The following is a 25,625-nucleotide window of genomic DNA, read 5'->3' as shown; positions in this document are numbered from 1 at the left end:
GATCGGAGAAAAGGGAAGTCGCCATCGCGCGACAACAACAAAGAGGGGGAGAACCAATGAATCCGTTGTTGGTGGCAAACTGGATTTTATTCCTTGGCGTCCTTGTCTACGGCCTGTACTTGTTCGTCCGTGTCGTTCAGACCCGCGTCGCTTACATTAAACTGGGGAAAAAATTCGAGTATGACAGGCAGCTGAAGAGGCGTTTACAGAAGATTTGGATTTACGTATTCGGACAAAAGAAGCTTTTGAAAGATAAAAAGTCGGGCATCATCCACGTCATGATGTTTTATGGATTCATCCTCGTCCAATTCGGGGCGATCGACTTTATCTGGAAGGGACTGGCTCCAGATTCTCATCTGCCTTTAGGGCCTTTCTATCCAGGCTTTACCTTCTTCCAGGAAATCGTGACACTGACGATCCTTGTCGCTGTCATTTGGGCGTTCTACCGCCGTTATATTGAAAAGTTGGTTCGCTTGAAGCGTGGCTTTAAAGCAGGACTTGTCCTTATTTTTATTGGAACGTTAATGGTTACCGTTCTTGTAGGAAATGGCATGGATCTCATCTGGCATGGACATGAAGGTGCATGGACGGAACCTGTTGCGTCCGGAATTGCAAGCGCTTTCGGGTGGCTTCCTCCTGCGGCAGCTGCGACTGTATTCTTCATTATGTGGTGGATTCACTTGCTCATCCTGCTAACATTCATGGTTTATGTGCCTCAATCGAAGCACGCTCACTTGATCGCTGCACCGGTCAACGTATTCTTGAGCCGTGAAGAACCACCAGGAAAACTGAAGACGATTGATTTTGAAATCGACGAAGATGCCGATGAAGAAGACGTATCCTTCGGAGTTGGAAAAATCGAAGACTTCAACCAACTGCAAATGATCGATTTTTATGCCTGTGTGGAATGCGGACGCTGTACCAACGTCTGCCCGGCTTCAGGATCCGGAAAAATGCTTTCACCGATGGATCTGATTGTTAAATTGAGAGACCATCTGACGGAAAAAGGAGCGGCTGTAACCGGCCAATCTCCATGGGTGCCTGCTTATGCGTTCTCCGGGACAGAAGGAAATACACTCGCACAAATGTCCCGCTCCCAAGGGTCAGATGAAGCAGCAGCTACGCTTGATGCAGTGAACAATAAAAGTTTGATCGGAGATGTCATCACAGAAGAAGAGCTTTGGGCTTGTACGACTTGCCGTAACTGTGAAGATGCCTGCCCGGTCATGAATGAACACGTCGATAAAATCATCGACCTTCGCCGTTACTTGGTTTTGACAGAAGGAAAGATGGATGCCGACGGACAACGGGCGATGATGAACATCGAGCGTCAAGGTAACCCGTGGGGACTTTCTAAAAAAGAACGTGAAGACTGGAGACAGTTGGATGAGGACGTTCAAATCCCTACCGTGAAAGAATTGAAGAAATCAGGAGAAGAATTCGAATACTTATTCTGGGTCAGCTCGATGGGCTCTTACGATAACCGCAGCCAAAAAATCGCAATGGCTTTTGCAAAGCTGATGAATGCAGCGGATATTAAATTCGCTATCCTTGGTAATAAGGAGCAAAACTCCGGGGATACGGCTCGCCGTATGGGGAACGAATTCCTTTTCCAGGAGCTTGCTGAAAAGAACATGAAAGAATTCGAAAAACATAACGTGAAGAAAATCATTACGATCGATCCGCACGCCTACAACATTTTCAAAAATGAGTATCCAGACTTCGGACTTGAAGCTGAGGTTTATCACCATACGGAAATGCTTGCCGAATGGTTGAAAGAGGGACGCTTGAAACCAGAAGGGGTCGTAAAAGAGAAGATTACCTATCACGACAGTTGTTACCTCGGCCGCTACAACGAAGTATATCAGCCGCCGCGTGAAGTGCTTGAAATGATTCCTGGAGTCGAAGTGGTGGAAATGAAGCGTAACCGTTCCAATGGCATGTGCTGTGGAGCCGGAGGCGGAATGATGTGGATGGAAGAGAAATCCGGAAACCGCGTCAACGTCGCCCGTACCGAACAGGCGCTTGAAGTAGAACCGACGATGATTTCGAGTGGCTGTCCATTCTGTCTGACGATGCTTTCCGATGGAACGAAAGCGAAAGAAGTGGAAGAGGAAGTCAGCACGATGGATATTGCGGAAATCCTTGCGAAGTCCATGTTTGATAAAACCGAAGAAAAGACAGCTTAATCAAACGTTTGACCAATATTTTGACTGTCGAACAAGCATGTTAAAAGGAAAAATAGTATGAAAATTGTGGAAAGTGTACAGCGTTTTATGTACACTTTCCTTATGGGGCGATTTTGAGCGAGCGTTCAATCGTCAATTTTGAAAGCGTTATCAATAAGAGGAGGAATAAACATGCGTAAAACCGTAATTGTTGCTGGAGCCCGTACCCCTTTTGGAAAATTCGGAGGTTCCCTTGCCCCTTTGACAGCTGCAAAGCTTGGAGGTATTGCCATCAAGGCCGCTTTGGAACGTGCGAATGTGAAGGCGGAAGATGTTGATGAAGTCATTATGGGAACCGTCCTTCAGGGCGGACAGGGGCAGCTGCCTTCCCGACAGGCCTCTAGAGAAGCAGGCATCCCTTGGGATGTAAAAACAGAAACCGTCAACAAAGTTTGTGCCTCTGGTATGCGTAGTGTGACGATGGGCGATCAGTTCATCCGTTTAGGGGAAGAGGACATCATCGTTGCTGGTGGAATGGAAAGCATGAGCAATGCTCCTTACTTTATGCCGAAAGCCCGCTGGGGCTTCCGTATGGGCGACGGTGCCGTTAAAGATATGATGGTGCATGATGGGTTGACATGTTCTTTTGAAAACGTCCATATGGGCAACTACGGAAATCGGACGGCTGAAGAATTCGAATTAACAAGAGAAGCGCAGGATGAGTGGGCTTATCAAAGCCATCAAAGAGCCGTAAAAGCGATAGAAGAAGGCAAGCTCGGGGAAGAAATTACGGCTGTTGAAGTCCCTCAAAGAAAAGGCGATCCGAAAGTCATCGATACAGATGAGGCACCGCGAAAAGATACGACGGTCGAAGCTCTGTCTAAACTTCGTCCTGTTTTTGATCAGACAGGGACCATCACGGCGGGGAATGCACCGGGGGTCAACGACGGAGCGTGCGCCATGCTGCTCATGTCTGATGAGAAAGCAGAAGAATTAGGTGCGGAGACCCTGGCTACGATTCTCGCACATGATGAAATTGCTGTTGAAGCCCAGGACTTCCCACAGACACCTGGACTTGTCATCAATAAATTGTTGAAAAAAGCCGGAAAATCCATTGAAGAGATCGATCTATTTGAAGTGAATGAAGCTTTTGCTGCTGTTTCCTTAGCGAGTGGCAAAATTGCCGGGCTGGATCATGAGAAAGTGAACGTCAACGGTGGAGCTGTTGCGCTTGGACACCCGATTGGAGCGAGTGGGGCGCGTATTCTTCTCACGCTTGCTCACGAATTGAAGCGTCGCGGTGGTGGACTTGGAATCGCAGCTATTTGTTCTGGCGGAGGTCAAGGAGACGCCGTATTGATCGAGGTACCGAAACAATAAGGAGGAATGCGGGATGACAATTAGTCAAGTCATGGTCATTGGAGCAGGCCAGATGGGGGCTGGGATTGCCCAGGTTTTTGCTCAGGCCGGATTGAACGTAAAAATGAATGACATGAGCCAGGATGCCTTGGATCAGGGGCTTGCAGGTATTGAAAAGCGTCTGATCCGGGCGGTGGAAAAAGGAAAAATGACAGAGGAAGATCAAAAGGCGACTTATGGCCGCTTGCAGACAACGACTGATTTAAAGGACGCCTCTGACTGTGACCTTGTCGTGGAGGCCGTCGTTGAGAACATGGATGTGAAGGTGAGCGTTTTTCAACAGCTGGATGAGATTACTCCTTCACATGCTATTTTGGCAACGAACACATCATCCTTACCGATTACGGAAATAGCTGCGGCGACCAAACGTCCAGAGCAAGTGATCGGCATGCACTTCATGAACCCTGTACCGGTTATGAAATTAGTCGAAATCATCCGTGCCATCCAAACGAGTGATGAAACGTATCAGGCGATTGAAGATATGACAAAGAAATTGGAAAAAACGCCTGTCGAAGTCGAGGACTTTCCAGGGTTCGTTTCCAATCGCATTTTAATGCCGATGATCAACGAAGCGATCTATACCGTTCACGAAGGAGTAGCATCGCCCGAAGATGTGGATGCCGTCATGAAGCTTGGCATGAATCACCCGATGGGACCACTTACCCTTGCTGACTTTATCGGCCTTGATACGTGTTTATACATTATGGAAGTCCTTCATGAAGGATTTGGAGACAGCAAATATCGACCATGTCCGCTTTTACGGAAATATGTCAAAGCAGGCTGGCTCGGGAAGAAATCTGGACGCGGTTTTTACACCTACGATTAACGTGTAAAGGGGAGAACGAGAATGAATTTGCAGTTCACGGATGAACAGGAAATGATGAGGAAAATGGTTCGCGATTTCGCAGAAAAAGAGGTGGCTCCTGCTGTGGAGCGAATGGAGCAGGAAGATCGATTCCCTTCTGAGTTGTTACCGAAGATGGGAGAGCTTGGGTTGATGGGGGTGCCGATTCCGGAAAAGTACGGCGGCGCCGAGATGGATTACATCTCCTATATCATCGCGATTCACGAAATCTCAAAGGTGAGTGCGACGCTTGGGGTCATTTTATCTGTCCACACCTCTGTCGGAACGAACCCGATCCTGTATTTCGGTACAGAAGAACAGAAGAACAAATACATTCCTAAACTGGCTTCAGGCGAATATCTGGGAGCTTTCGCCCTGACAGAACCGAGTGCAGGTTCCGACGCCAGCAGTCTGAAAACGCGAGCAGTAAAACAGGAGGACCGTTACATTCTTAACGGCTCTAAAGTGTTCATCACGAATGGAGGAAATGCAGATACATTCATCGTTTTCGCCCGTACGAATCCAGATGTGGAAACGAAGAAGGGTTTGAGTGCGTTTATCGTTGAACGCGACACCCCTGGTTTTTCCATCGGTAAAGCAGAGAAAAAGATGGGGCTTCATGGCTCCAGTACCGTTTCGCTGAACTTTGACCAATGTGAGGTTCCCGTTTCCCAACGGCTAGGGAAAGAAGGGGAAGGATATAAAATCGCACTTGCCAATTTGAACATCGGGCGAATTGGCATTGCCGCCCAGTCCCTTGGAATCGCGGAAGCGGCGCTTGAGCATGCCGTCTCTTATGCCAAAGAACGCGAGCAGTTCGGGCGTCCAATTGCACACTTGCAAGGCGTTTCGTTCAAGCTCGCGGATATGGCAACAGAAGTGGAAGCGTCAAAGCTTCTTGTATATAATGCCGCTTCTCTGCAGGCGGCCGGTAAAAAGTGCGGAAAAGAAGTGTCTATGGCTAAACTGATGGCTTCGAAGACAGCGGTGAAAGCGTCGATTGAAGCCGTACAGGTCCATGGCGGATACGGTTATACCGAAGATTATGCGGTCGAGCGCTTTTTCAGGGACGCTAAAGTTTGTGAAATTTATGAAGGTACGAGTGAGATCCAAAAAATCGTCATAAGCAATCATCTGATCAGAGACTAGGAGGATGACAGAATGAATTTTACTTTAACAGAAGAACAAGAAATGCTTAGAAAAATGGTACGTGATTTCGCCAAAAATGAAGTGGAACCAACGGCTGCTGAAAGAGATGAAGAGGAGCGCTTCGATCGTGAAATCTTCGATAAAATGGCGGAGCTTGGTTTAACGGGGATTCCGTGGCCCGAAGAATATGGCGGCATCGGATCTGATTTTGTCAGCTATGTGATCGCGGTGGAAGAACTTTCCCGCGTTTGTGCTTCTACAGGGGTCACGCTTTCTGCGCACATCTCTTTAGCAAGCTGGCCGATCTATAAATTCGGAACAGAAGAACAGAAGCAAAAGTATTTGACTCAACTTGCTTCAGGTGAAGCGCTGGGAGCTTACGCTTTGTCTGAACCAGGAGCAGGTAGTGACGTGTCCTCTATGCGCACGCAGGCGAAACTTGATGGCGACCATTATGTGCTGAACGGAAGCAAAGTATGGATTACGAATGGCGGGGTCGCGGACATCTATGTCGTTTTTGCCAAAACAGATCCGAATGAAGGCAACCGTGGCATCAGCGCCTTCATCGTAGAGAAAGATACGCCAGGGTTTACGACAGGCAAAAAAGAGAAAAAGCTCGGCATTCGTTCATCTCCGACGACAGAACTGATCTTCGAAGATTGTAAGATTCCGAAAGAAAATTTGCTCGGTGAAGAAGGCAAAGGATTCAAAGTGGCGATGATGACCCTGGATGGAGGTCGTAACGGCATTGCCGCCCAGGCCGTCGGGATTGCACAAGGGGCGCTGGATGAATCCGTCAACTATGCAAAAGAGCGTGAACAGTTCGGCAAGCCGATCGCTCATCTCCAGGGGATTTCCTTCAAGCTCGCTGATATGGCGACAGAAATTGAAGCCTCTCGTTTGCTCACGTATCAGGCGGCTTATTTAGAGTCGGAAGGACTACCTTATTCCAAAGCTTCTGCCATGGCTAAATTGTTTGCCGGAGATACAGCGATGAAAGTGACGACAGAAGCTGTGCAGGTTCACGGAGGGTATGGATACACGAAAGATTATCCAGTCGAACGATATATGCGTGATGCGAAGATCACTCAAATCTATGAAGGAACACAAGAAATCCAAAGGCTCGTTGTCGGCCGTATGGTCACCCAATAGAAGGTCAGCGTTATGCATCCACTGGCTGAACGAATCCAAAAGCAGGATATGAGGGCGTTGGCCCGAGCGATTACGTTGATCGAAAATGAAGATGAAGAAAAACTTTCGCTGATGAGTGATATTTTTTCTATCCAAAAACAAGCGCATTACATCGGCATTACAGGTTCACCGGGAGCAGGGAAAAGCTCGCTGATCAATCAATTGCTCACCTATTTGAGACAGCAGGATCTCACAGTCGCTGTCATAGCGGTTGATCCTACCAGTCCATTCAGTGGAGGAGCATTGCTTGGAGATCGTACGAGGATGAACCAGCATTTTCTCGACCCCGGCATTTTCATACGCAGCATGGCGACAAGAGGAAGCCTCGGGGGATTAGCCCGAGCGACGAAAGACAGTATCCGTGTATGTGATGCTTACGGATTTGATGTCGTTCTCGTAGAAACGGTCGGGGTCGGTCAGTCCGAGCTCGATATTATGAAAGTCGTGGATACGACAGGACTGGTGCTGACACCGAATAGTGGAGATGTACTGCAAATTTTCAAGGCGGGAATTATGGAAATTGCCGATCTGTTCATCATTAACAAAGCAGATTTGCCAGGAGTAAGAAAGCTGAAGTCCACACTCGAAGAATACATGATGATCGTCCAACCCGAGGGATGGGAACCGCCGATCGTCCAAACGATCTCGACCGAAGCCAAAGGGATGGCAGAACTCTATGAAAGCATGAAAAACCACCGTGAGTTTCTGTATGAGACGAACAAAGGGGCGGAGCGTCGTAAACAACAGCTCCAGCTGGAAGTGTACGATTTAATCCGGGAAGAAATCTGGCGGGAAGTCAAAGGTGAGATTGAAAGAGACGCGCAGAAGCTCAAAGTTTTTCAAAACCCGGATGCGGATCCTTATGAATTGGCTCGGTCCTGGTTTCGTGAATGGGTAAGGAAGGGGGAGTGAGTTTGCCTGAAAAACAAGTACCTTCAACCATTAAAGATGAAGCGCTCGTCTCCAAGCGTAGGAATCAGATGATCAAGGGCGCGGTCACTCTTTTTATTGAAAAAGGATTCCACAAGACGACAACTCGGGAAATTGCCAAGGCCTCCGGGTTCAGTATCGGAACCCTCTACGAATACATTCGAAAAAAAGAAGACGTTCTGTTTCTCGTTTGTGACTCTATCTATCAGCGAGTCAAAGAACGGATGGAAGATGCGATTGACCCTCATCAGACGAGTGTGCAAAGTCTGATCCATGCGATTCGCTCCTACTTTCAATTGATGGATGATATGCAGGATGAGGTGCTCGTTATGTATCAGGAAGTCAAATCCCTGCCCCGTGATGCTCAGGATTATGTATTGCAAAAAGAGCGCGATATGGTGGCGATGCTCGAACAAGTCATCGTCAACAGCCTTCCTGGAGAGCACCCGGAGGAAGAAATCAAACTGATCGCCAACAACATTTTTGTTCAGGGACAGATGTGGGGGTTCCGCCGCTGGATTCTTCAGCGCACGTTTACTATTGAAAGCTATACCGATACGCAGATTCAGTTGTTATTGAAAGGTCTCGATAAAGAAGAAACACTTCAATAGAAAGGATGATCGGATATGGAACAACCGACAGTCTATAAGCCGAAAAACCCTGTCCGTTTCGTGACGGCCTCGAGTCTCTTTGATGGCCATGATGCATCAATCAACATTATGAGACGGATTCTTCAGGCGACAGGGGCCGAGGTCATCCACCTTGGCCATAACCGTTCCGTTGAGGAAGTGGTCAACGCGGCGATCCAGGAAGATGCTCAAGGGATCGCGATATCTTCGTATCAGGGAGGACATGTGGAGTACTTTAAATACATGGTCGACCTGCTTGAACAGAAGGGCGCAGGACACATCCGCGTCTACGGTGGAGGGGGAGGAGTCATCATCCCTCGTGAAATCAAGGAGCTTCATGAATATGGAGTGGCCCGCGTATTTTCTCCGGAAGACGGACGCACATTGGGTCTGCAGGGCATGATCAATTTAATGATCGAAGAGTGTGATTTCCTACCGCCTCTTGATGTGGAAAAAGGAGTCGAAGGCCTTTCATCCGGAGATCATCAGTCCATTGCGCGTTTCATCACTTATGTTGAGAATACGCCGAAGAAAGAAAGGGAAGCCGTTGCAGCATTTGAGAGCGCTGTTGAAAAAATACAGGAAAAAACGATTCCTGTTCTTGGGATTACAGGTACAGGGGGAGCGGGGAAAAGCTCGCTTACGGATGAATTGATCCGCCGCTTCGTCAATGAAGTTCCTGATAAGAAGATCGCGATCTTATCTGTCGATCCGACGAAAAAGAAAACAGGCGGGGCTTTACTCGGCGACCGCATTCGCATGAACGCGATCTTCAACCCGCGCGTTTACATGCGCTCCCTTGCAACAAGGGATGCCCGTTCCGAGCTTTCGACAGCCGTGGAAGAAGCGATTCAAGTCGTCAAAGCAGCTGGTGTCGATTTTATCATTGTAGAAACAAGCGGCATCGGCCAGGGGGATGCAGCAATCACCGATATTACTGACTTGTCTATGTATGTCATGACAGCAGAATTCGGGGCGCCATCACAGCTTGAAAAAATCGATATGATCGACTTTGCCGACTTTATCGTCATTAATAAATTTGAACAAAAGGGATCCGAAGACGCTTTTAATCAGGTGAAAAAGCAGTACCAGCGCAGCCATATGCTTTTTCATGAAGATGACAGCAAGTTCCCAGTTTATGGGACGATTGCGAGCCAATTCAATGATCCTGGTACCAATACGTTGTTTGCGGCGATCGTCGATCAGCTGAACGATCGATTTTCCTGGGAAGATGAAACCTCTTTTTCCGGTATTGAAAAAGTAGAAAAGCAAAACGTCATCATCCCGAATGAGCGCAAGCAATATTTGCGTGACCTTGCTTTAGCTGTCCGCAATTACCATAAGGAAACAGAAAATCAGGCAGACCAAGCGCGTAAACTTTATCAGCTGAAAGGTACGGTTGAGCTTGTGGAAGATGAAGCTACTAAAGAAAGCCTTCAGCGCTTGGTCGAAGATTACGAACGGCATCTTTCTCGTGACGCAAAAGAGAAGCTGGAGGACTGGGATGCCCTTCATGAACGTTATAGCGGAGATACGTACACATTTAAAGTGCGTGACAAGGAAATCACGATGGATATCACAACGGAGAGCCTGAGCGGGACGAAGGTACCGAAAGTCGCGCTTCCGAAATATACCGACTGGGGCGACCGCCTGTCATGGCTGTTAAGTGAAAATGTTCCGGGTGCTTTTCCTTTTACCGCGGGAGTATTTCCGTTCAAGCGGAAAGGGGAAGATCCGAAGCGTCAGTTCGCAGGAGAAGGAACGCCGGAACGGACCAACCGCCGCTTCCACTATTTATCAGAAGGAGACGAAGCGAAACGTCTCAGTACAGCTTTCGACTCTGTTACCTTATATGGAGAAGACCCGGATGAACGTCCGGATATCTACGGAAAAGTCGGAGAAAGCGGCGTCAATATTTGTACACTGGAAGATATGAAGAAACTGTACGACGGATTTGACCTCGTCGACCCGTCCACCTCCGTTTCCATGACGATCAACGGTCCGGCGCCGATTATCCTTGCCATGTTCTTCAATACCGCGATTGATCAACAGCTTGAAAAATTCAAGGAAGAAAACGGCCGTGAGCCGAATGCCGAAGAGGCGTCTTCAATCAAAGCTAAGACTATCAATGTTGTTCGTGGTACGGTCCAGGCAGATATTTTAAAAGAAGACCAAGGACAGAACACGTGCATCTTCTCCACAGAATTCGCGCTTCGTATGATGGGCGATATACAGCAGTATTTCATCGACAACGAAGTGCGCAATTACTATTCTGTTTCCATTTCCGGTTATCATATCGCAGAAGCAGGAGCGAACCCGATTACACAGCTCGCTTTCACACTTGCCAATGGATTCACCTATGTTGAGTACTACTTGAGCAGAGGAATGGACATCAACAAGTTCGCACCAAACTTGTCCTTCTTTTTCTCCAACGGTTTGGATCCAGAATATACGGTGCTCGGACGTGTGGCCCGCCGAATTTGGGCTATCGTCATGCGTGATAAATACGGAGCCAACGAACGAAGCCAGAAGTTGAAGTATCACATTCAAACATCCGGCCGCTCCCTCCACGCTCAGGAAATTGACTTTAACGACATTCGTACAACATTGCAGGCACTGATCGCCATCCAGGATAACTGTAACTCCCTGCATACGAACTCCTACGATGAAGCGATCACGACACCGACAGAAGAATCTGTCCGAAGAGCAATGGCCATTCAGATGATCATCAGCAAAGAGTTCGGCTTGACGAAAAACGAAAACTCTCTGCAAGGATCCTATATCATCAGAGAGCTGACCGATCTTGTCGAAGAAGCGGTATTGCAGGAGTTTGAACGCATCAATGACCGCGGCGGAGTGCTCGGTGCGATGGAACGTCAGTATCAACGAGGCAAAATCCAGGAAGAATCTCTTTATTATGAAGGGAAAAAACACTCCGGAGAACTTCCGATCATCGGCGTGAACACATACTTGAACCCGAATCCGCCTTCCGAGGAGGAAATCGACTCCATGGAACTCGCCCGTGCGTCCAAAGAGGAAAAAGAACACCAGATTACAGAATTACGCAACTTCCAAACATCGCATGAGAGTAAAGCCGGGGAAGCATTGGATCGCTTGAAACAAGTGGCGTCTGGCGGAGGAAACATTTTTGAAGAATTGATGGAAACCGTCAAAGTCGCGAGTCTCGGCCAAATTACGAACGCGCTTTATGAAGTAGGCGGGCAGTATAGAAGGAATATGTAATGGTTGCTAATATATTGGTGTGAGTCGCTAATATATGAAGAAACAGGAAAACAGCCCTCGCTAAAGTTAGCGAGGGCCATTCTATTAGTGACCACCGACTTGATCATCGTCATGGGCTTGGTTCACTTCGGTTACATAAGGTTTTTTCATTCCATACCATTCATAAGTAAGGTTATACGTTTCGCCTTCTTTTAACAGCATCCATGTACTCGTATCTTTGACGTGGATTTTTTTGTCATCTACTTCTACAAAGTAACCTTCATCATTATGAGTTTTCGATGTGATTTCTGCTTCTTCTTTATGTTCCTCATGGATCATACCGAAGCTTGTAAATAGCCAGATGCCTACGGCTAAGGCGGCGATAATGGTAGCCACCCAGTTAAAAGGATGATTTTGCACAGTTCGTCTCTCCTTCTCTCGATCAATTCTACCTTTATTTTAAAATAAAATAGCCGGAACACCAACATATATGTCTAACCTCTATTTTATATCGAAAGTTTAAATTCATGTAGGTTTGTCTACAAAAGGTAAGGAAGACTCTATTTGATTTTTGTAAAGCCAACTCATATAATGGATGGTATGATTAAATGTGATTCGTATGCCCATGAGGTCACTTATTCTATTTTGTTTATATAAAGGAGTGCTGGACCGTGAGCTTAAAACAAATGAGCCGAGAGCAAATTGAAGAAACTTCCATGATTGTACTGGCTACTAAAATCCTAGAAGAAGAACGTGAAGCGATTGACTTTAACGAAATCTTCAAGCGTATCGCAGACATGAAAGGTTTTACTGATGCACAGAGAGAACAATACATCGCCCAGTTCTATACGGACATGAATATCGACGGTCAATTCATGACAATCGGAACGAACCGTTGGGGCTTGAAAAAGTGGTATCCGGTAGAACAAATGGAAGAAGAGATTGCCAACCTTCCACAAAAACGTAAAAAGAAAAAGAAGAAAAAGAAGAAGCCTTCCAAGCTGCTTGAAGATGAATTGGGTGTATCCGAATTCGATGATGCAGAAGAGGACGAGCTTGAGGATGATCTTGAGCTGACAGATGAAGATTTAGATCTTGATGACGACGATGACTTCGAAGGTGATTATGAAGATGATGACCTGGATGAAGAAGAGGAAGAAATCGTGGAAGATGACATCAGCTTCATTGGAGATGACGACGAAGAAGAAGATAAATAAGGTGGTTGACTTTTAAAAGTCAAATGAGTAGAATCTTATTTGGGCTCTTTAATTTCCTGAAACGAAATTTCCAAACGCTCCCCGAGAGAGGGGAGCGTTTTTTGTTTTTTTATACGATCAAAAAGAGGCGCCTTGGTTATGGCTAAGGCGCCTGTGCATTTGTATCATTCAGCGTCCAAGATCTCCATCGCGCATAAAGTTTCGCCATGGAGGTCTTCGGACGCTTGTGCTTTTATGTAATTGCCCCTTATCAAAACAGAAGGATTAGTGAATAACTAAATAAGACAAATAGAGAAAGAGGGATTCAACGTGGCAACAAAATACATTTTCGTAACTGGCGGTGTCGTATCATCCTTAGGAAAAGGGATTACGGCAGCATCTTTAGGACGTTTGTTAAAAAATAGAGGCATGAAGGTAACGATCCAAAAATTCGACCCTTACATTAACGTAGACCCGGGGACGATGAGCCCATATCAACACGGGGAAGTTTTCGTAACCGATGATGGAGCAGAGACAGACCTTGACCTTGGTCACTATGAGCGTTTCATCGATATTAACCTGAATAAATTCAGCAACGTGACCACAGGTAAAGTTTATTCCAACGTCATTAAAAAAGAGCGTCGTGGTGATTATTTGGGAGGAACGGTCCAAGTCATCCCTCACATTACGAACGAAATCAAAGAACGTGTCTTCCGTGCTGGTCACGAAACGAACGCAGATGTTGTCATCACGGAAATTGGCGGTACAGTCGGGGACATCGAATCCCTTCCATTCCTTGAAGCGATTCGTCAAATCAAGAGTGATATCGGCCGCGAGCATGTGATGTACCTGCATTGTACGCTTGTTCCTTATTTGAACGCAGCAGGAGAAATGAAGACAAAGCCAACACAGCATAGTGTTAAGGAACTTCGCTCCCTAGGTATCCAGCCTGATGTCATCGTGCTTCGTACAGAAATGGCGATCTCTGAAGATATGAAAGAAAAGATCGCTCTGTTCTGTGACATTAATAAAAATGCGGTTATTGAAGCACGTGATGCCGACACGCTTTATAATGTACCGATCACACTGCAGGAACAAAAGTTGGATGAACTGACATGTCAGCACTTCGGTTTAGATTTGCCACCAGCTGACATGACAGAGTGGAACAAACTGATTGACCAAGTGAAAAACCTTCAGCACAAGACAACCATTGCGCTTGTCGGTAAGTATGTAGAGCTTCCGGATGCTTACATCTCCGTAGTAGAAGCACTAAAACATGCCGGTTACAGCTACGATTCCGATGTAGACGTAAAATGGGTGAACTCTGAACATCTGAACGCACAAAATGTTGCCGATGAATTGCAGGGCGTAGACGGAATTCTTGTACCTGGAGGCTTTGGTGATCGAGGAATCGAAGGAAAAATCGATGCGATCCGTTATGCGCGTGAAAACCATGTGCCTTTCCTTGGAATCTGCCTCGGTATGCAGCTGGCAACCGTTGAATTTGCCCGTAACGTCCTAGGCCTAAAAGGAGCGCACTCCGCAGAAATCGATCCTTCCACGGAGCACCCGATCATCGACCTTCTTCCAGAACAAAAAGAAGTGTCTGATCTTGGTGGTACCCTTCGTCTTGGGATCTATCCATCCCGTCTGCAACCAGGCACCAAAGCGATGGAAGCTTACGGAGAAGAAGTCGTATACGAGCGCCATCGTCATCGTTTCGAATTCAACAACCACTACCGTGAGCAAATGGAAGCGGCAGGATTCAAATTCTCCGGCACAAGCCCGGACGGCCGCCTTGTTGAAATCATCGAGGTCGAAGATCACCCATGGTTCGTAGCCAGCCAGTTCCACCCAGAATTCAAATCACGCCCGACCCGCCCACAAGAACTATTCCACGGCTTCGTCGGCGCAGCAATGAAAACCAATCAATAATAAATGAAAGAGAGCCGATGCCCCTTGACAGGGATATCGGCTCTTTTTTTATAGAGTTCTTCAAGTATATGGCAGGATTCTTGAAGACTCAGTTTCGAGACTTTTGTTGAGTGGATGGGGGCTGCGGGGAATGAGTCGCTTTCCGTGGGAGCGCGGTGAGCCTCCTCGGACTGCGTCCTGCGGGGTCTCACCATGCACTTTTTTCCCACAGGAGTCTCCCCATTCCCCTCCGCCCCTTTGCCATGTATGATTCTCGAAACCACTTCTGAAAAAACAGCTTGTATGATTGAGGGAAGTGGATAATATAAACCTTTCCACAGGGTGTATTCCGAAAGTAATTGCTTGATATAAATCGCTTTATGACTGCTTAAGGAGAGAAGAGTGGAAGACAATCCTTATCGGTATAGGGGTTTGTTTCTCTCTTACATCGAAAGGGGTGGTTGGGAAGCTGGGAGACTCCCGCGGGAATGGACTGGCTGGCGAGACCCCGCAGAGCTTTAGCTCGAGGAGGCTTGCCGTCATCCCCGCAGGAAAGCGAGCAGCTTACCAACCACCCCTGACTCCCAATACGGCAAACGAACCCCGGTTATCTCGAAACTGAGTCTTCAAGAATAGGGAGCTTTTGAAAGAGAAATTTTTACAGAAATTTTGACAAACAGAACATACGTGTGCAGGAATACGCCATTCATGTATAGAAAATACATGATAGAGAGATAGTGAGAGGAATTTAAATTAAAAGATGATAGAAGGGAAGGTAAAAAGCATGACAAATCGAATCCTGATCGTGGACGACCAACCAGGAATACGACTTCTGTTAGAGGAGATTCTCAAAACAGAGGGATACGAAATCGTAAGCGCAAAAACAGGCCGTGAAGCATGTGACTTTGTGGAAGAACAGGACATGGATCTCATTATTATGGATTATAATCTTCCTGTCATGCATGGCAAAGAAGTGTTGCTCTACTTAGAAGAAATGCACTTTGGCTCACCTGTCATCATCATTACAGGAGCATCCAAGGAATCAATTGAGAAGGAAGCAGATTTTCCTTTTGTAACAGATATCATAGCTAAGCCATTTGACATCCATAAATTGAAAGAAATGGTTAATGGAACCCTTGTTCACAGCCGTTCATGACTTTTTTCTTGATGTAAGCGCTATATAATCCTCCTGCTGTTGCACCATAGAAAGGGTATTGGTATTCTAATACTGTAACCAAACTTACATGGTGTGTTTTCGTATGGAAACAGACTTGTAAATACAATGCAGTACGCTAACTAAAGGAGGATTCTTTCATGCCACTAGTATCAATGAAAGAAATGCTAGAAAAAGCTAAGGAAGAACGCTACGGCGTAGGTCAGTTCAACCTTAATAACTTAGAATATGCTCAAGCGATTCTTCAGGCTGCTGAAGAAGAGCAGTCTCCAGTAATCCTGGGTGTATCTGAAGGTGCAGGACGCTACATGGGCGGCTTCAACGTTGTTGTCGACATGGTAAAAGCACTTATGAAGTCTTATGGTACAACGGTACCTGTTGCGATTCACTTGGACCATGGTTCAAGCTTTGAAAAATGTGCAGAAGCGATCCACGCTGGATTCACTTCTGTAATGATCGATGCTTCCCACGATCCACTTGAAGACAACATTGCAGTCACTCGTAAGGTAGTTGAACTTGCACACATCCACGGTGTATCTGTTGAAGCAGAGCTTGGCCGTGTAGGTGGACAAGAAGACGACATCATCGTTGACGATGCAGAAGCAGCATACGCAATCCCTTCTGAGTGTAAGCAATTGGTCGACGAAACAAACGTTGATGTATTCGCACCAGCGCTTGGTTCTGTACACGGACCTTACAAAGGTGAGCCGAACCTTGGCTTTGACCGCATGGAAGAAATCATGGGACTTGTTGACAAGCCACTTGTTCTTCACGGTGGTACAGGCATTCCAACAGCTGATATCAAGAAAGCTATTTCTTTCGGTACAGCTAAAATTAACGTAAACACTGAAAACCAAATGGCTCAAGGTAAAGCGGTTCGTCAAGTTCTTGCTGAACAGCCTGAACAGTACGATCCACGTAAATATCTTGGACCTGGTCGTGATGCGATCAAGGAAACGGTTATTGGCAAGATGCGTGAATTCGGATCTTCTCAAAAAGCGTAAAAATAGTTTGGAGGAAGCCGCTACACTGTAGCGGTTTCCTTTTCATCATGTGTGAAAACGCCATCATTCGACTTTTTTCATCAACTTGAAGCAACAAAAAGAAGCGAAGAGGAGTGGGGATATGAAATTTTTCATTGATACGGCAAACATAGAAGATATTCGGGAAGCGAACGCACTAGGGCTCTTAGCGGGTGTAACGACAAACCCGAGCCTTGTAGCGAAAGAAGGAGTATCTTTTCATGACCGTCTGAAAGAAATCACGGATGAAGTAGATGGGTCTGTCAGTGCAGAGGTCATCTCTGAAGATGCGGAAGGGATGATTCAGGAAGGGAAGGAACTTGCTGCTATTGCCCCGAACATTACTGTGAAAGTACCGATGACGCTGGAAGGTCTGAAAGCAGTAAAAGCTTTCAGTGATTTGAACATCAAAACAAATGTAACTTTGGTTTTCTCAGCCAATCAGGCGTTGATGGCTGCCCGTGCTGGTGCTTCCTACGTATCACCATTCCTTGGAAGGCTTGATGATATCGGCCAGAACGGAATGGAACTTGTTGCACAGATTTCAGAAATCTTTGACCGCCATGCCATTGACACGGAAATCATTGCAGCATCTGTCCGCCACCCCGTCCATGTAACAGAAGCGGCTATCCACGGGGCGCACATTGCTACAATTCCTTTCAAAGTTTTGAGCCAGATTGTTAAGCATCCATTGACGGATCAGGGGATTGAAAAATTCTTGAATGACTGGAATAATCAAAAATAGTCGTGTGTTTTGGAAAATATTGCACATACTAAAATCATAATCTTCACCTTAAAGCGAGGAGTTTCACATGCATAAACTATTAGTGGAAGGCGGAAGACCATTACGTGGACAGGTGCGGGTGAGCGGTGCTAAAAACAGTGCTGTAGCCTTGCTGCCAGCGGCAATTTTGGCAGAAACCCCTGTGACGATCGAAGGTCTTCCGGACATTTCTGATGTCGGGATCTTGTCGGACTTGTTGGAAGAGATCGGTGGCTCGGTGCGTAAAGACGGAAGAACCGTACATATCGATCCTTCTGAAATGGTCGACATGCCCTTGCCGAATGGGAAAGTTAAAAAGTTGAGAGCTTCCTATTATTTTATGGGAGCGATGCTTGGCCGCTTTAATAAGGCTGTTATCGGCTTGCCTGGAGGCTGTCATTTAGGCCCAAGGCCGATCGATCAGCACATTAAAGGGTTTGAAGCTCTTGGTGCAAAAGTGACAAATGAACAAGGCGCGATTTACCTTCGTGCAAGAGAACTTAAGGGCGCCCGTATTTATTTAGACGTCGTCAGTGTCGGAGCCACGATCAATATTATGCTGGCTGCCGTCCGTGCAAAAGGGAAGACGGTTATCGAAAATGCGGCGAAAGAACCTGAAATCATTGATGTTGCCACCCTTTTGACAAGTATGGGGGCGAAAATCAAAGGTGCAGGTACAGACGTCATCCGTATTGAAGGTGTGGATACACTGAAAGGCTGTCTTCACACGATTATCCCGGACCGCATTGAAGCAGGGACATACACGATTATGGCTGCTGCTCAAGGTGAGGAGATGATCATTGATAACGTCATTCCGCAACACTTGGAGTCGCTTTTAGCGAAACTGCGGGAGATGGGCGTCACCATCGAAGAGAATGATGAACAGCTGTACGTCAAACCAGGAAAAGACTTGAGGAGCGTCGATATTAAGACACTCGTTTATCCGGGCTTTCCAACAGATTTACAGCAGCCGTTCACATCCTTACTCACACAGACGCAAGGCACGGGTGTAGTCACAGATACCATCTATCAGGCCCGTTTCAAGCATGTCGATGAATTGAGGCGTATGAATGCTTCAATTAAGGTCGAAGGTGGTTCCGCGATTGTGACAGGGCCTTCTAAGTTGCAAGGAGCGAAAGTGAAAGCGACAGACCTTCGTGCAGGAGCAGCTCTTGTCATAGCTGGATTGATGGCTGATGGTGTTACCGAGATTACAGGTGTCGATCACATTGAACGAGGATATGAAAACATTACGAACAAGCTGATCGATTTAGGTGCAAAAGTCTGGTATGAGGAGATGTCAGACGAAGAAATCGAGCAATTCCAAAATTCGTAGCTTCACGATTTCCATGGGGAGATGAGGAAAAATCTTTGATTGATTGGGGAGATCACCATGGAAAGAAGTCTATCGATGGAATTAGTAAGAGTAACGGAAGCAGCTGCATTGTCATCTGCGCGTTGGATGGGAAGAGGAAAGAAAGAGGAAGCCGATGATGCGGCGACCTCAGCCATGCGCGATGTGTTTGATACGATCCCGATGAAAGGGACCGTCGTGATCGGAGAAGGGGAAATGGATGAAGCGCCTATGCTTTATATCGGTGAAAAACTAGGCAATGGGTACGGAGCCAGAGTCGATGTAGCTGTCGATCCCCTCGAAGGGACAAACATCGTGGCTCAAGGCACGTGGAATGCCCTTGCTGTCATAGCGATCGCTGATCATAAGCAGCTTTTACATGCCCCTGACATGTATATGAATAAAATAGCCGTCGGCCCGGAGGCTGTAGGGAAAGTGGATATCAACGCCTCCATTGCAGAAAACCTGCAAGCCGTTGCTGAGGCAAAAAAGAAAAATGTGGAAGATGTTGTTGCCGTCGTCTTGAATCGCGAACGCCACCAGGGGATCATTGAGGAGATCCGCGGAGCTGGCGCAAGAATCAAGCTGATCCCTGACGGTGATGTCGCCGCAGCGATCAATACAGCCTTCGATCATACAGGTGTTGATATTCTATTCGGTATAGGCGGGGCCCCTGAGGGAGTGCTTGCAGCCGTCGGACTGAAATGCCTTGGAGGTGAAATCCAAGGAAAGCTTCTACCTGCCAATGATGAGGAACGTCTCCGTTGTGAACAGATGGGGATTGAAGATGTCGACAAAGTCCTTTACATGGAAGATTTCTGTGGAGGGGATGATGCCATCTTCGCAGCCACCGGTGTCACCGATGGAGAACTCCTTAAAGGCGTGCAATTTAAAGGACAGAAAGCGACGACTCAAACGTTAGTCATGAGGGCTAAATCAGGAACGGTGCGTTTCATTGACGGAGACCACAGCCTGAAGAAAAAGCCGAATTTGGTCATGAAACCATAATGAAAACATCCTTCATCAAAGAGAGAGGAAGCTGTGTTCAAACCAGCTTCCTCTTCATCTACAAAAACCCACCTTCTTAAACATTTCACAAATTAGCATTGAAACTGTAGAAAGACAGGAGTACAATAAAGATTGTTTGATTAGGATAGAAGATAATGACACACGTCTCCTTATGCTTCTATTTACTGACTTCACTTAACTTCTTCTCATTCTTCTAACAAAAAAGTTCTGCTGAAGGAATGTTTTCCTTTGTTAGGAAGCAGATCCTCTATTAAAGCAGGGCCATTCAATAAATCCTTTAGAGAAGTTTTTAATTCTATATGTAATAAAAGGGTGTCATATACGAGTTTTTTTAGCCTTTCCATCTTTAGGGTTGTAAAAAACATGATGTCCCCCAAATATTTTATGCGTTCGTCTGCATGACTTGAAAATAAAGAAAACTAATAAAAAGTGGTGATCACGTGGCGGATTTAACAATCTCCAATTTAGAAACAATGACATTGAAAGGGCTTTATGCGAAAGCTAGACAATATAAAGTCTCTTACTATGCAAAATTGACAAAGCGCGAATTGATTTTCGCGATTTTAAAAGCCCAGGCTGAAAAAGATGGTTTCCTTTTCATGGACGGAATCCTTGAGATTATTCCTTCAGAAGGATTCGGTTTTTTACGACCAATCAATTATTCTCCAAGCGCAGAGGATATTTACATTTCTGCCTCACAAATCCGTCGTTTTGACTTAAGAAATGGGGACAAGGTATCCGGTAAGGTACGTCCCCCGAAAGAGAACGAACGTTATTATGGTTTGCTGCACGTAGATGCCGTAAACGGTGAGGATCCAGACTCTGCGAAGGAGAGGGTACACTTCCCTGCGTTGACCCCATTGTATCCGGATCGTCAAATGAAGCTGGAAACGGAGACGAAAAAGCTTTCCACACGCATTATGGATTTGATGGCGCCCGTTGGTTATGGTCAGCGTGGTTTAATTGTCGCTCCACCAAAAGCAGGAAAGACGATGCTTTTAAAGCAAATGGCTAACAGCATTTCTACAAATCACCCCGATGCAAAGCTCATCATTCTGCTTGTCGATGAACGTCCGGAAGAGGTGACAGATATTGAGCGCTCCGTAGCGCCGGATGTGGATGTTGTCAGCTCTACGTTCGATGAAGTTCCTGAAAACCACATCAAGGTTTCTGAACTAGTGTTAGAAAGAGCGATGCGTCTTGTAGAGCATAAACGCGATGTTATTGTTCTCATGGACAGCATCACTCGTTTAGCTCGTGCCTACAACCTAGTCATCCCTCCAAGTGGACGTACATTGTCAGGAGGAATCGACCCAGCTGCCTTCCACCGTCCGAAACGATTCTTCGGGGCTGCGCGTAACATTGAAGAGGGAGGGAGCTTGACGATTCTTGCCACCGCCCTTGTAGACACAGGTTCGCGCATGGATGACGTCATTTATGAGGAATTCAAGGGGACAGGAAACATGGAGCTGCATCTTGACCGCAGTCTTGCTGAGCGCCGGATCTTCCCTGCGATCGATATTCTTCGTTCTGGAACAAGAAAAGAAGAATTGCTTCTGCCTCAAACGCAACTGGATAAAATCTGGGCCATCCGGAAATCGATGTCTGATTCGCAGGACTTCACGGACAGGTTCCTGCGTCGCTTGAGAGCATCGAAAAATAATGAAGAGTTTTTCGATCTCATGGATAAAGATATGAAAGGGAAAGCAACAGCCGCCCGTCGTTAAAAAGGATTCATGGTTTCAACGATTGTATGTTTCTTGAAACTGGATGTTGCATCAGGGGGGAGCCCCTGTTATAATCATTCTATGTGAGTTTCAGTACAAGGTGTTATTATGAACCTTCGACGGCTCTTACAATAACTCTGTTTCCAAAGGACTCAGGGCAAAAAGGAGTGGAAGAACATGAAAGCAGGAATTCATCCAGAATACCGTAAAGTCGTATTCCTAGACACAAGTTCTAATTTCAAGTTTCTAACAGGGTCTACTCAGACTTCTGAAGAAACAATCGAGTGGGAAGATGGAAACACGTATCCATTGATCCGCGTAGAGATTAGTTCTGCGTCTCACCCGTTCTACACAGGTAAGCAGAAAGCTGACAAAGCTGGCGGCCGTGTGGATCGCTTCAAGAAGAAATATAACCTTTCATAATAATGATACCCTCTCTCTTGAGAGGGACTTCATCATTTTGAACAAAAACAGGCAAATTGTCTCAGATGTTTGCCTGTTTTTTTGTCAAAAAATAGGGGTATAAAAGCTCTTGTTAGAAAGGCGCTAAATTATACTCTTCAAAGGACTTATCAATATGGGGAGCTGTCCTTGGTGATCAAAGCCGCCGTTAAATCGGTGTCATCAAGGGCGCTCTTTTTTGTTGAAATAAAGGGGAGGATACCGGATGATCCCCCCCATATTTTGAAGCTTGATCGAGTGAGAAGGGAGCGACAGTAGACGTGTATGTAATGAAACAAAGTGGATGGGTCGAGCTCATATGCGGAAGTATGTTCAGCGGGAAATCAGAGGAGTTGATCCGTCGCGTCAGGCGCGCGACTTTCGGTAATTTGACGGTCCGTGTCTATAAACCTGCGATTGATGACCGGTACAAAGAAGATGCGGTTGTATCTCATAATGGCACTTCTGTGATGGCTCGTCCTGTGAAAAGCTCGCTGGATATCCTTCAGCATGTGACGGATGAAGTGGATGTCGTAGGAATCGATGAAATGCAGTTTTTTGACGAGCATATCGTAGAGGTCGTAGAGTGTTTGGCAGACAAAGGCATACGCGTCATCGTCGCTGGACTGGATACCGACTTCAGAGGTGAACCTTTTGGTAAAATGCCGGATATGATGGCACTGAGTGAAAGTGTCACAAAATTAAACGCCATCTGCCCTATTTGTGGTTCACCGGCCAGCCGTACTCAACGCTTGATCGATGGGGCGCCCGCTTCCTATGACGATCCAATCATCTTAGTCGGTGCATCAGAATCATACGAACCGCGTTGCCGCCATCATCACGAAGTACCTAACAAGCCCAGGCAACAGGAAGTGAAAAAGGTTTACGCTGAAAAAACAACATAAACCACTACTCAGACAGCTGATCCCCAGCTGTCTTTTTTTACCTACCGAAAACCCAATTCCTTTCTTACAAGAAAGCTCTCTTTTCTGGAAGACTCAGTTTCGAGATGTTTGTTGTGTGGATAGGGGCTGCGGGGAATGGCTCGCTTTCCGCGGGAGCGCGGTGAGCCTCCTCGAGCTTCGCTCTGCGGGGTCTCACCAAGCACTTTTTTCCTCTTAGTTATCCGGTTCCGGGCGCCTAGCGGCTAGTGAGACTTCCCTCGCTTCTGTACGATAAGTCAACATCGAATCACTCCGTTCTTCGTGTTTCCTTTATCTCCGCCAGCTCAGTCCAGTCCATACGCCGCTGATCGAGGCGCCTGCACACTTAAGGTAGGAGTCTCCCCATTCCCCTCCGCTCCTTTCCCATATAAGCATCTCAAAACCACTTCTCGGATAAGTAGCTATCCAGCTTGATGGGAGTGTAAGATCAACTCCCATGCCAGGTTCAAGAATCCTGAAAGTTTGATAAGAGCGCTTTATGCTTCTAACAGTCGGATAGTGGAAGACAATCCAACTTGGTAAAGGGGTTCGTTTCACGCATACATCGAATGGGGTGGTTGGGAAGCGGCGAGACTCCCGCGGGAATGGATTGACTGGCGAGACCCCGCAGTGCAAAGCACGAGGAGGCTTGCCGTCATCCCCGCAGGAAAGCGAGCTGCTTCCCAGCCACCCCTAACACTCAACACCGTAAACGAACCCCGAAACATCTCGAAATCAAGTCTTCCACAATCCTGCCAATTAGTTTAATAAATATCCTTTCCTATATTTTCGATGTGCTCGATTCCGTTTAATCACCCCGGTTTTGTGATAATTTAAATATAGATAAACGTTTGGTCTGGGGGGATAGGAATGGATAAGCAGTCCATGCAGTCAGAAATGTCGAGCTATATTGGCAAGTTGCTGCGTGACCACTTCGGAAAAGGACCCTCATCTGTATTCGTCTCCATAGAAGGGAAATTTCTAACCATCTACCTAAAAGATTTCCTTGCGCCAATGGAGCGGGTATTAGTCGGGCAGAAAAATGATAAAAAAGTGGATGAAACGCGAGACCTTATGATGAGAGAATTAATTCCTGATATAAAAGCAACTCTTCGTGCCGATACAGGTATAAATGTCGATACACTATATTATGACTGGTCTTTATCTAGACAAACCGGTGTACTTATCGGAGTGATTAAAACGGACAACCCTGACAAGGAAGGTTTAAAATCCTATAAACATAAAGACGCGGTACACGAAGAAGTGGAAAAGATGAGCCGCAAAGCAGAAAAAACACCGGCTTCCGTTCGATCGTTTTTGTTGAATGAACGGACACTACTGATAGAGCGTAACGGAATATTAGTGGCTATTGAAAAGGAAATGATCAATGCTGGATATGAACAGCCTCTGAAGATTTCCAAACGAAGGCTGGAAAAGCGACTTTTGAATCTTGCCTCATTAGAAACGATTCTTGGCACAAGTATAGAAGATGTCTTTGTAGACTGGGATTTTAATAAGGATCGTAGTTATATGGTTCTCATATTGAAACCATAAAGAGGAGGATGTAGAATGATCGGCGAAAAGGACACAAAGCTGCTGGAGAAGACATTATTGCTTGAAGAATGCATGAATGCCTATAAGTACGCTGTGGAAACTGTTCAGAAAAACAGCCCGGTTATGGATGAAATGGCGGCGTCATGTGCGGAGGTTTGCAGGAAGGCTGCAGAAGAGTGTTTAACTTTAGGAGAAATGGAAAACGACAGAGTCTATCTTATGTGTTTAGAGTATGTTCAATTATGTGAAGAGCTTGAGGGATATCAAAGGATTCGGCAACAAAAGGACATGAAAAAATCAATTTAAGCAGACCTGTTTTCATATCGTCCATTCTGTACTATAATAGTGATTGGGATGAAACGGAGATGTTTGATCCTTACTCGTGCTTAACCATTGAACGAAGATAACATTTTTATATATTATTCGGTAACATTGATCTGGACAATAGAGCTAGACAAAAGCCGAAGAGTATCTTTCTTTCTACAAGTGGATACTTTTCGGCTTTTTTGCGTTTTTCGAGCTGATTATGCTCAACGAAAGGAGTATGCGCTCTGTATCGTATAGTTGGATTAGACAGCCACCGTGTCGTTATTGAGTTTAGAAAAGATAACGAGGATTTGGTTTTTGAAAAATATGACGAAGCTGAAGAATACTTGAAAAGAATCAAGCAGGAAGACATTATTCCTAAAAAATATCAATTACTCATCCAAGATTAATCCCCCAAACCAAGCGGATCCCTCCCGCTTGGTTTTTTTACGCTTATTTCACTAATGCTCCCGATTGTGGAAGACTCAGTTTCGAGATGTTTTCGGGTTTCGTTGCCATGTTGGGCGTCAGGGGTGGCTGGGGAGCTACTCGCTTTCCTGCGGGGATGACGGCAAGCCTCCTCGAGCTTCGCTCTGCGGGGTCTCGCCAGTCAATCCATTCCCGCGGGAGTCTCGCAGCTTCCCAACCACCCCATTCGATGTAGGTGAGA

Annotated in this window: 21 protein-coding genes; 20 read left to right on the top strand and 1 reads right to left on the bottom strand. The window is 46.3% G+C overall.

Annotated elements, in window-relative coordinates; all coding sequences use genetic code 11:
- Positions 1-56 precede the first annotated feature (56 nt).
- The 8 genes from DYE48_RS09410 (at position 57) to icmF (ending at position 11,573) form a co-directional block, all read left to right on the top strand.
- Positions 57-2,189 (top strand): heterodisulfide reductase-related iron-sulfur binding cluster, encoded by a 2,133-nt coding sequence (locus DYE48_RS09410; RefSeq protein WP_115823383.1) that lies wholly within the window; start codon positions 57-59, stop codon positions 2,187-2,189.
- 171 nt (positions 2,190-2,360) lie between these two features.
- Positions 2,361-3,548: an acetyl-CoA C-acetyltransferase gene (locus DYE48_RS09405; RefSeq protein WP_115823382.1), complete on the top strand. Its 1,188-nt coding sequence runs from the start codon at positions 2,361-2,363 to the stop codon at positions 3,546-3,548.
- Between the two features lie 13 nt (positions 3,549-3,561).
- Positions 3,562-4,413 carry a 3-hydroxybutyryl-CoA dehydrogenase gene (locus tag DYE48_RS09400; RefSeq protein ID WP_115823381.1) on the top strand — a complete coding sequence of 284 codons (852 nt, stop codon included), beginning with the start codon at positions 3,562-3,564 and terminating at the stop codon, positions 4,411-4,413.
- A gap of 21 nt (positions 4,414-4,434) precedes the next feature.
- Complete coding sequence (locus DYE48_RS09395) at positions 4,435-5,580, top strand: acyl-CoA dehydrogenase (RefSeq protein WP_115823380.1); 1,146 nt, start codon at positions 4,435-4,437, stop codon at positions 5,578-5,580.
- 12 nt (positions 5,581-5,592) lie between these two features.
- Positions 5,593-6,732 (top strand): acyl-CoA dehydrogenase, encoded by a 1,140-nt coding sequence (locus DYE48_RS09390; RefSeq protein ID WP_089654847.1) that lies wholly within the window; start codon positions 5,593-5,595, stop codon positions 6,730-6,732.
- A 12-nt stretch (positions 6,733-6,744) separates the two neighbouring features.
- Positions 6,745-7,683, top strand: a complete 939-nt coding sequence (gene meaB, locus DYE48_RS09385) for a methylmalonyl Co-A mutase-associated GTPase MeaB (RefSeq protein ID WP_089654848.1) — start codon at positions 6,745-6,747, stop codon at positions 7,681-7,683.
- Positions 7,684-7,685: 2 nt separating this feature from the next.
- Complete coding sequence (locus DYE48_RS09380) at positions 7,686-8,312, top strand: TetR/AcrR family transcriptional regulator (protein WP_115823379.1); 627 nt, start codon at positions 7,686-7,688, stop codon at positions 8,310-8,312.
- A 15-nt stretch (positions 8,313-8,327) separates the two neighbouring features.
- Positions 8,328-11,573 carry a fused isobutyryl-CoA mutase/GTPase IcmF gene (gene icmF, locus DYE48_RS09375; RefSeq protein ID WP_115823378.1) on the top strand — a complete coding sequence of 1,082 codons (3,246 nt, stop codon included), beginning with the start codon at positions 8,328-8,330 and terminating at the stop codon, positions 11,571-11,573.
- Positions 11,574-11,657: 84 nt separating this feature from the next.
- Here the strand turns inward: icmF and DYE48_RS09370 are convergent, their stop codons facing one another.
- Entirely contained in the window at positions 11,658-11,972 is a 315-nt protein-coding gene (locus DYE48_RS09370) for a hypothetical protein (RefSeq protein WP_089654851.1), read from the bottom strand.
- A gap of 251 nt (positions 11,973-12,223) precedes the next feature.
- Between DYE48_RS09370 and rpoE the strand changes: the two genes are divergently transcribed.
- The 12 genes from rpoE (at position 12,224) to DYE48_RS09305 (ending at position 24,955) form a co-directional block, all read left to right on the top strand.
- Complete coding sequence (gene rpoE / locus DYE48_RS09365) at positions 12,224-12,769, top strand: DNA-directed RNA polymerase subunit delta (RefSeq protein WP_089654852.1); 546 nt, start codon at positions 12,224-12,226, stop codon at positions 12,767-12,769.
- Between the two features lie 309 nt (positions 12,770-13,078).
- A complete protein-coding gene (locus tag DYE48_RS09360; RefSeq protein ID WP_115823377.1) occupies positions 13,079-14,683 on the top strand; it encodes a CTP synthase in 1,605 nt (534 codons plus the stop codon).
- A gap of 763 nt (positions 14,684-15,446) precedes the next feature.
- The gene (locus DYE48_RS09355) at positions 15,447-15,818 is read left to right on the top strand and encodes a response regulator (RefSeq protein WP_115823548.1); all 372 of its coding nucleotides are present in this window, start codon (positions 15,447-15,449) and stop codon (positions 15,816-15,818) included.
- A gap of 158 nt (positions 15,819-15,976) precedes the next feature.
- The gene (gene fba, locus DYE48_RS09350) at positions 15,977-16,840 is read left to right on the top strand and encodes a class II fructose-1,6-bisphosphate aldolase (protein ID WP_115823376.1); all 864 of its coding nucleotides are present in this window, start codon (positions 15,977-15,979) and stop codon (positions 16,838-16,840) included.
- Between the two features lie 121 nt (positions 16,841-16,961).
- Positions 16,962-17,603 (top strand): fructose-6-phosphate aldolase, encoded by a 642-nt coding sequence (fsa, locus tag DYE48_RS09345; RefSeq protein ID WP_115823375.1) that lies wholly within the window; start codon positions 16,962-16,964, stop codon positions 17,601-17,603.
- A 67-nt stretch (positions 17,604-17,670) separates the two neighbouring features.
- Positions 17,671-18,957, top strand: coding sequence for a UDP-N-acetylglucosamine 1-carboxyvinyltransferase (locus DYE48_RS09340; protein ID WP_115823374.1), 1,287 nt, complete (start codon positions 17,671-17,673; stop codon positions 18,955-18,957).
- 57 nt (positions 18,958-19,014) lie between these two features.
- A complete protein-coding gene (glpX, locus tag DYE48_RS09335) occupies positions 19,015-19,983 on the top strand; it encodes a class II fructose-bisphosphatase (protein WP_115823373.1) in 969 nt (322 codons plus the stop codon).
- A gap of 461 nt (positions 19,984-20,444) precedes the next feature.
- Positions 20,445-21,731 (top strand): transcription termination factor Rho, encoded by a 1,287-nt coding sequence (gene rho, locus DYE48_RS09325; RefSeq protein WP_115823371.1) that lies wholly within the window; start codon positions 20,445-20,447, stop codon positions 21,729-21,731.
- Positions 21,732-21,908: 177 nt separating this feature from the next.
- Entirely contained in the window at positions 21,909-22,154 is a 246-nt protein-coding gene (locus tag DYE48_RS09320; RefSeq protein WP_115823370.1) for a type B 50S ribosomal protein L31, read from the top strand.
- A 299-nt stretch (positions 22,155-22,453) separates the two neighbouring features.
- Entirely contained in the window at positions 22,454-23,077 is a 624-nt protein-coding gene (locus DYE48_RS09315; RefSeq protein WP_089654860.1) for a thymidine kinase, read from the top strand.
- 888 nt (positions 23,078-23,965) lie between these two features.
- A complete protein-coding gene (locus DYE48_RS09310; protein WP_115823369.1) occupies positions 23,966-24,649 on the top strand; it encodes a Na-translocating system protein MpsC family protein in 684 nt (227 codons plus the stop codon).
- A 15-nt stretch (positions 24,650-24,664) separates the two neighbouring features.
- Positions 24,665-24,955, top strand: a complete 291-nt coding sequence (locus tag DYE48_RS09305; protein WP_115823368.1) for a four-helix bundle copper-binding protein — start codon at positions 24,665-24,667, stop codon at positions 24,953-24,955.
- The last annotated feature ends 670 nt before the right edge of the window (positions 24,956-25,625 follow it).

Source organism: Halobacillus trueperi (assembly GCF_003386945.1).
Taxonomy (GTDB): Bacteria; Bacillota; Bacilli; order Bacillales; family Halobacillaceae; genus Halobacillus; species Halobacillus aidingensis.
This window is presented reverse-complemented; position numbering and strand designations above follow the sequence as displayed.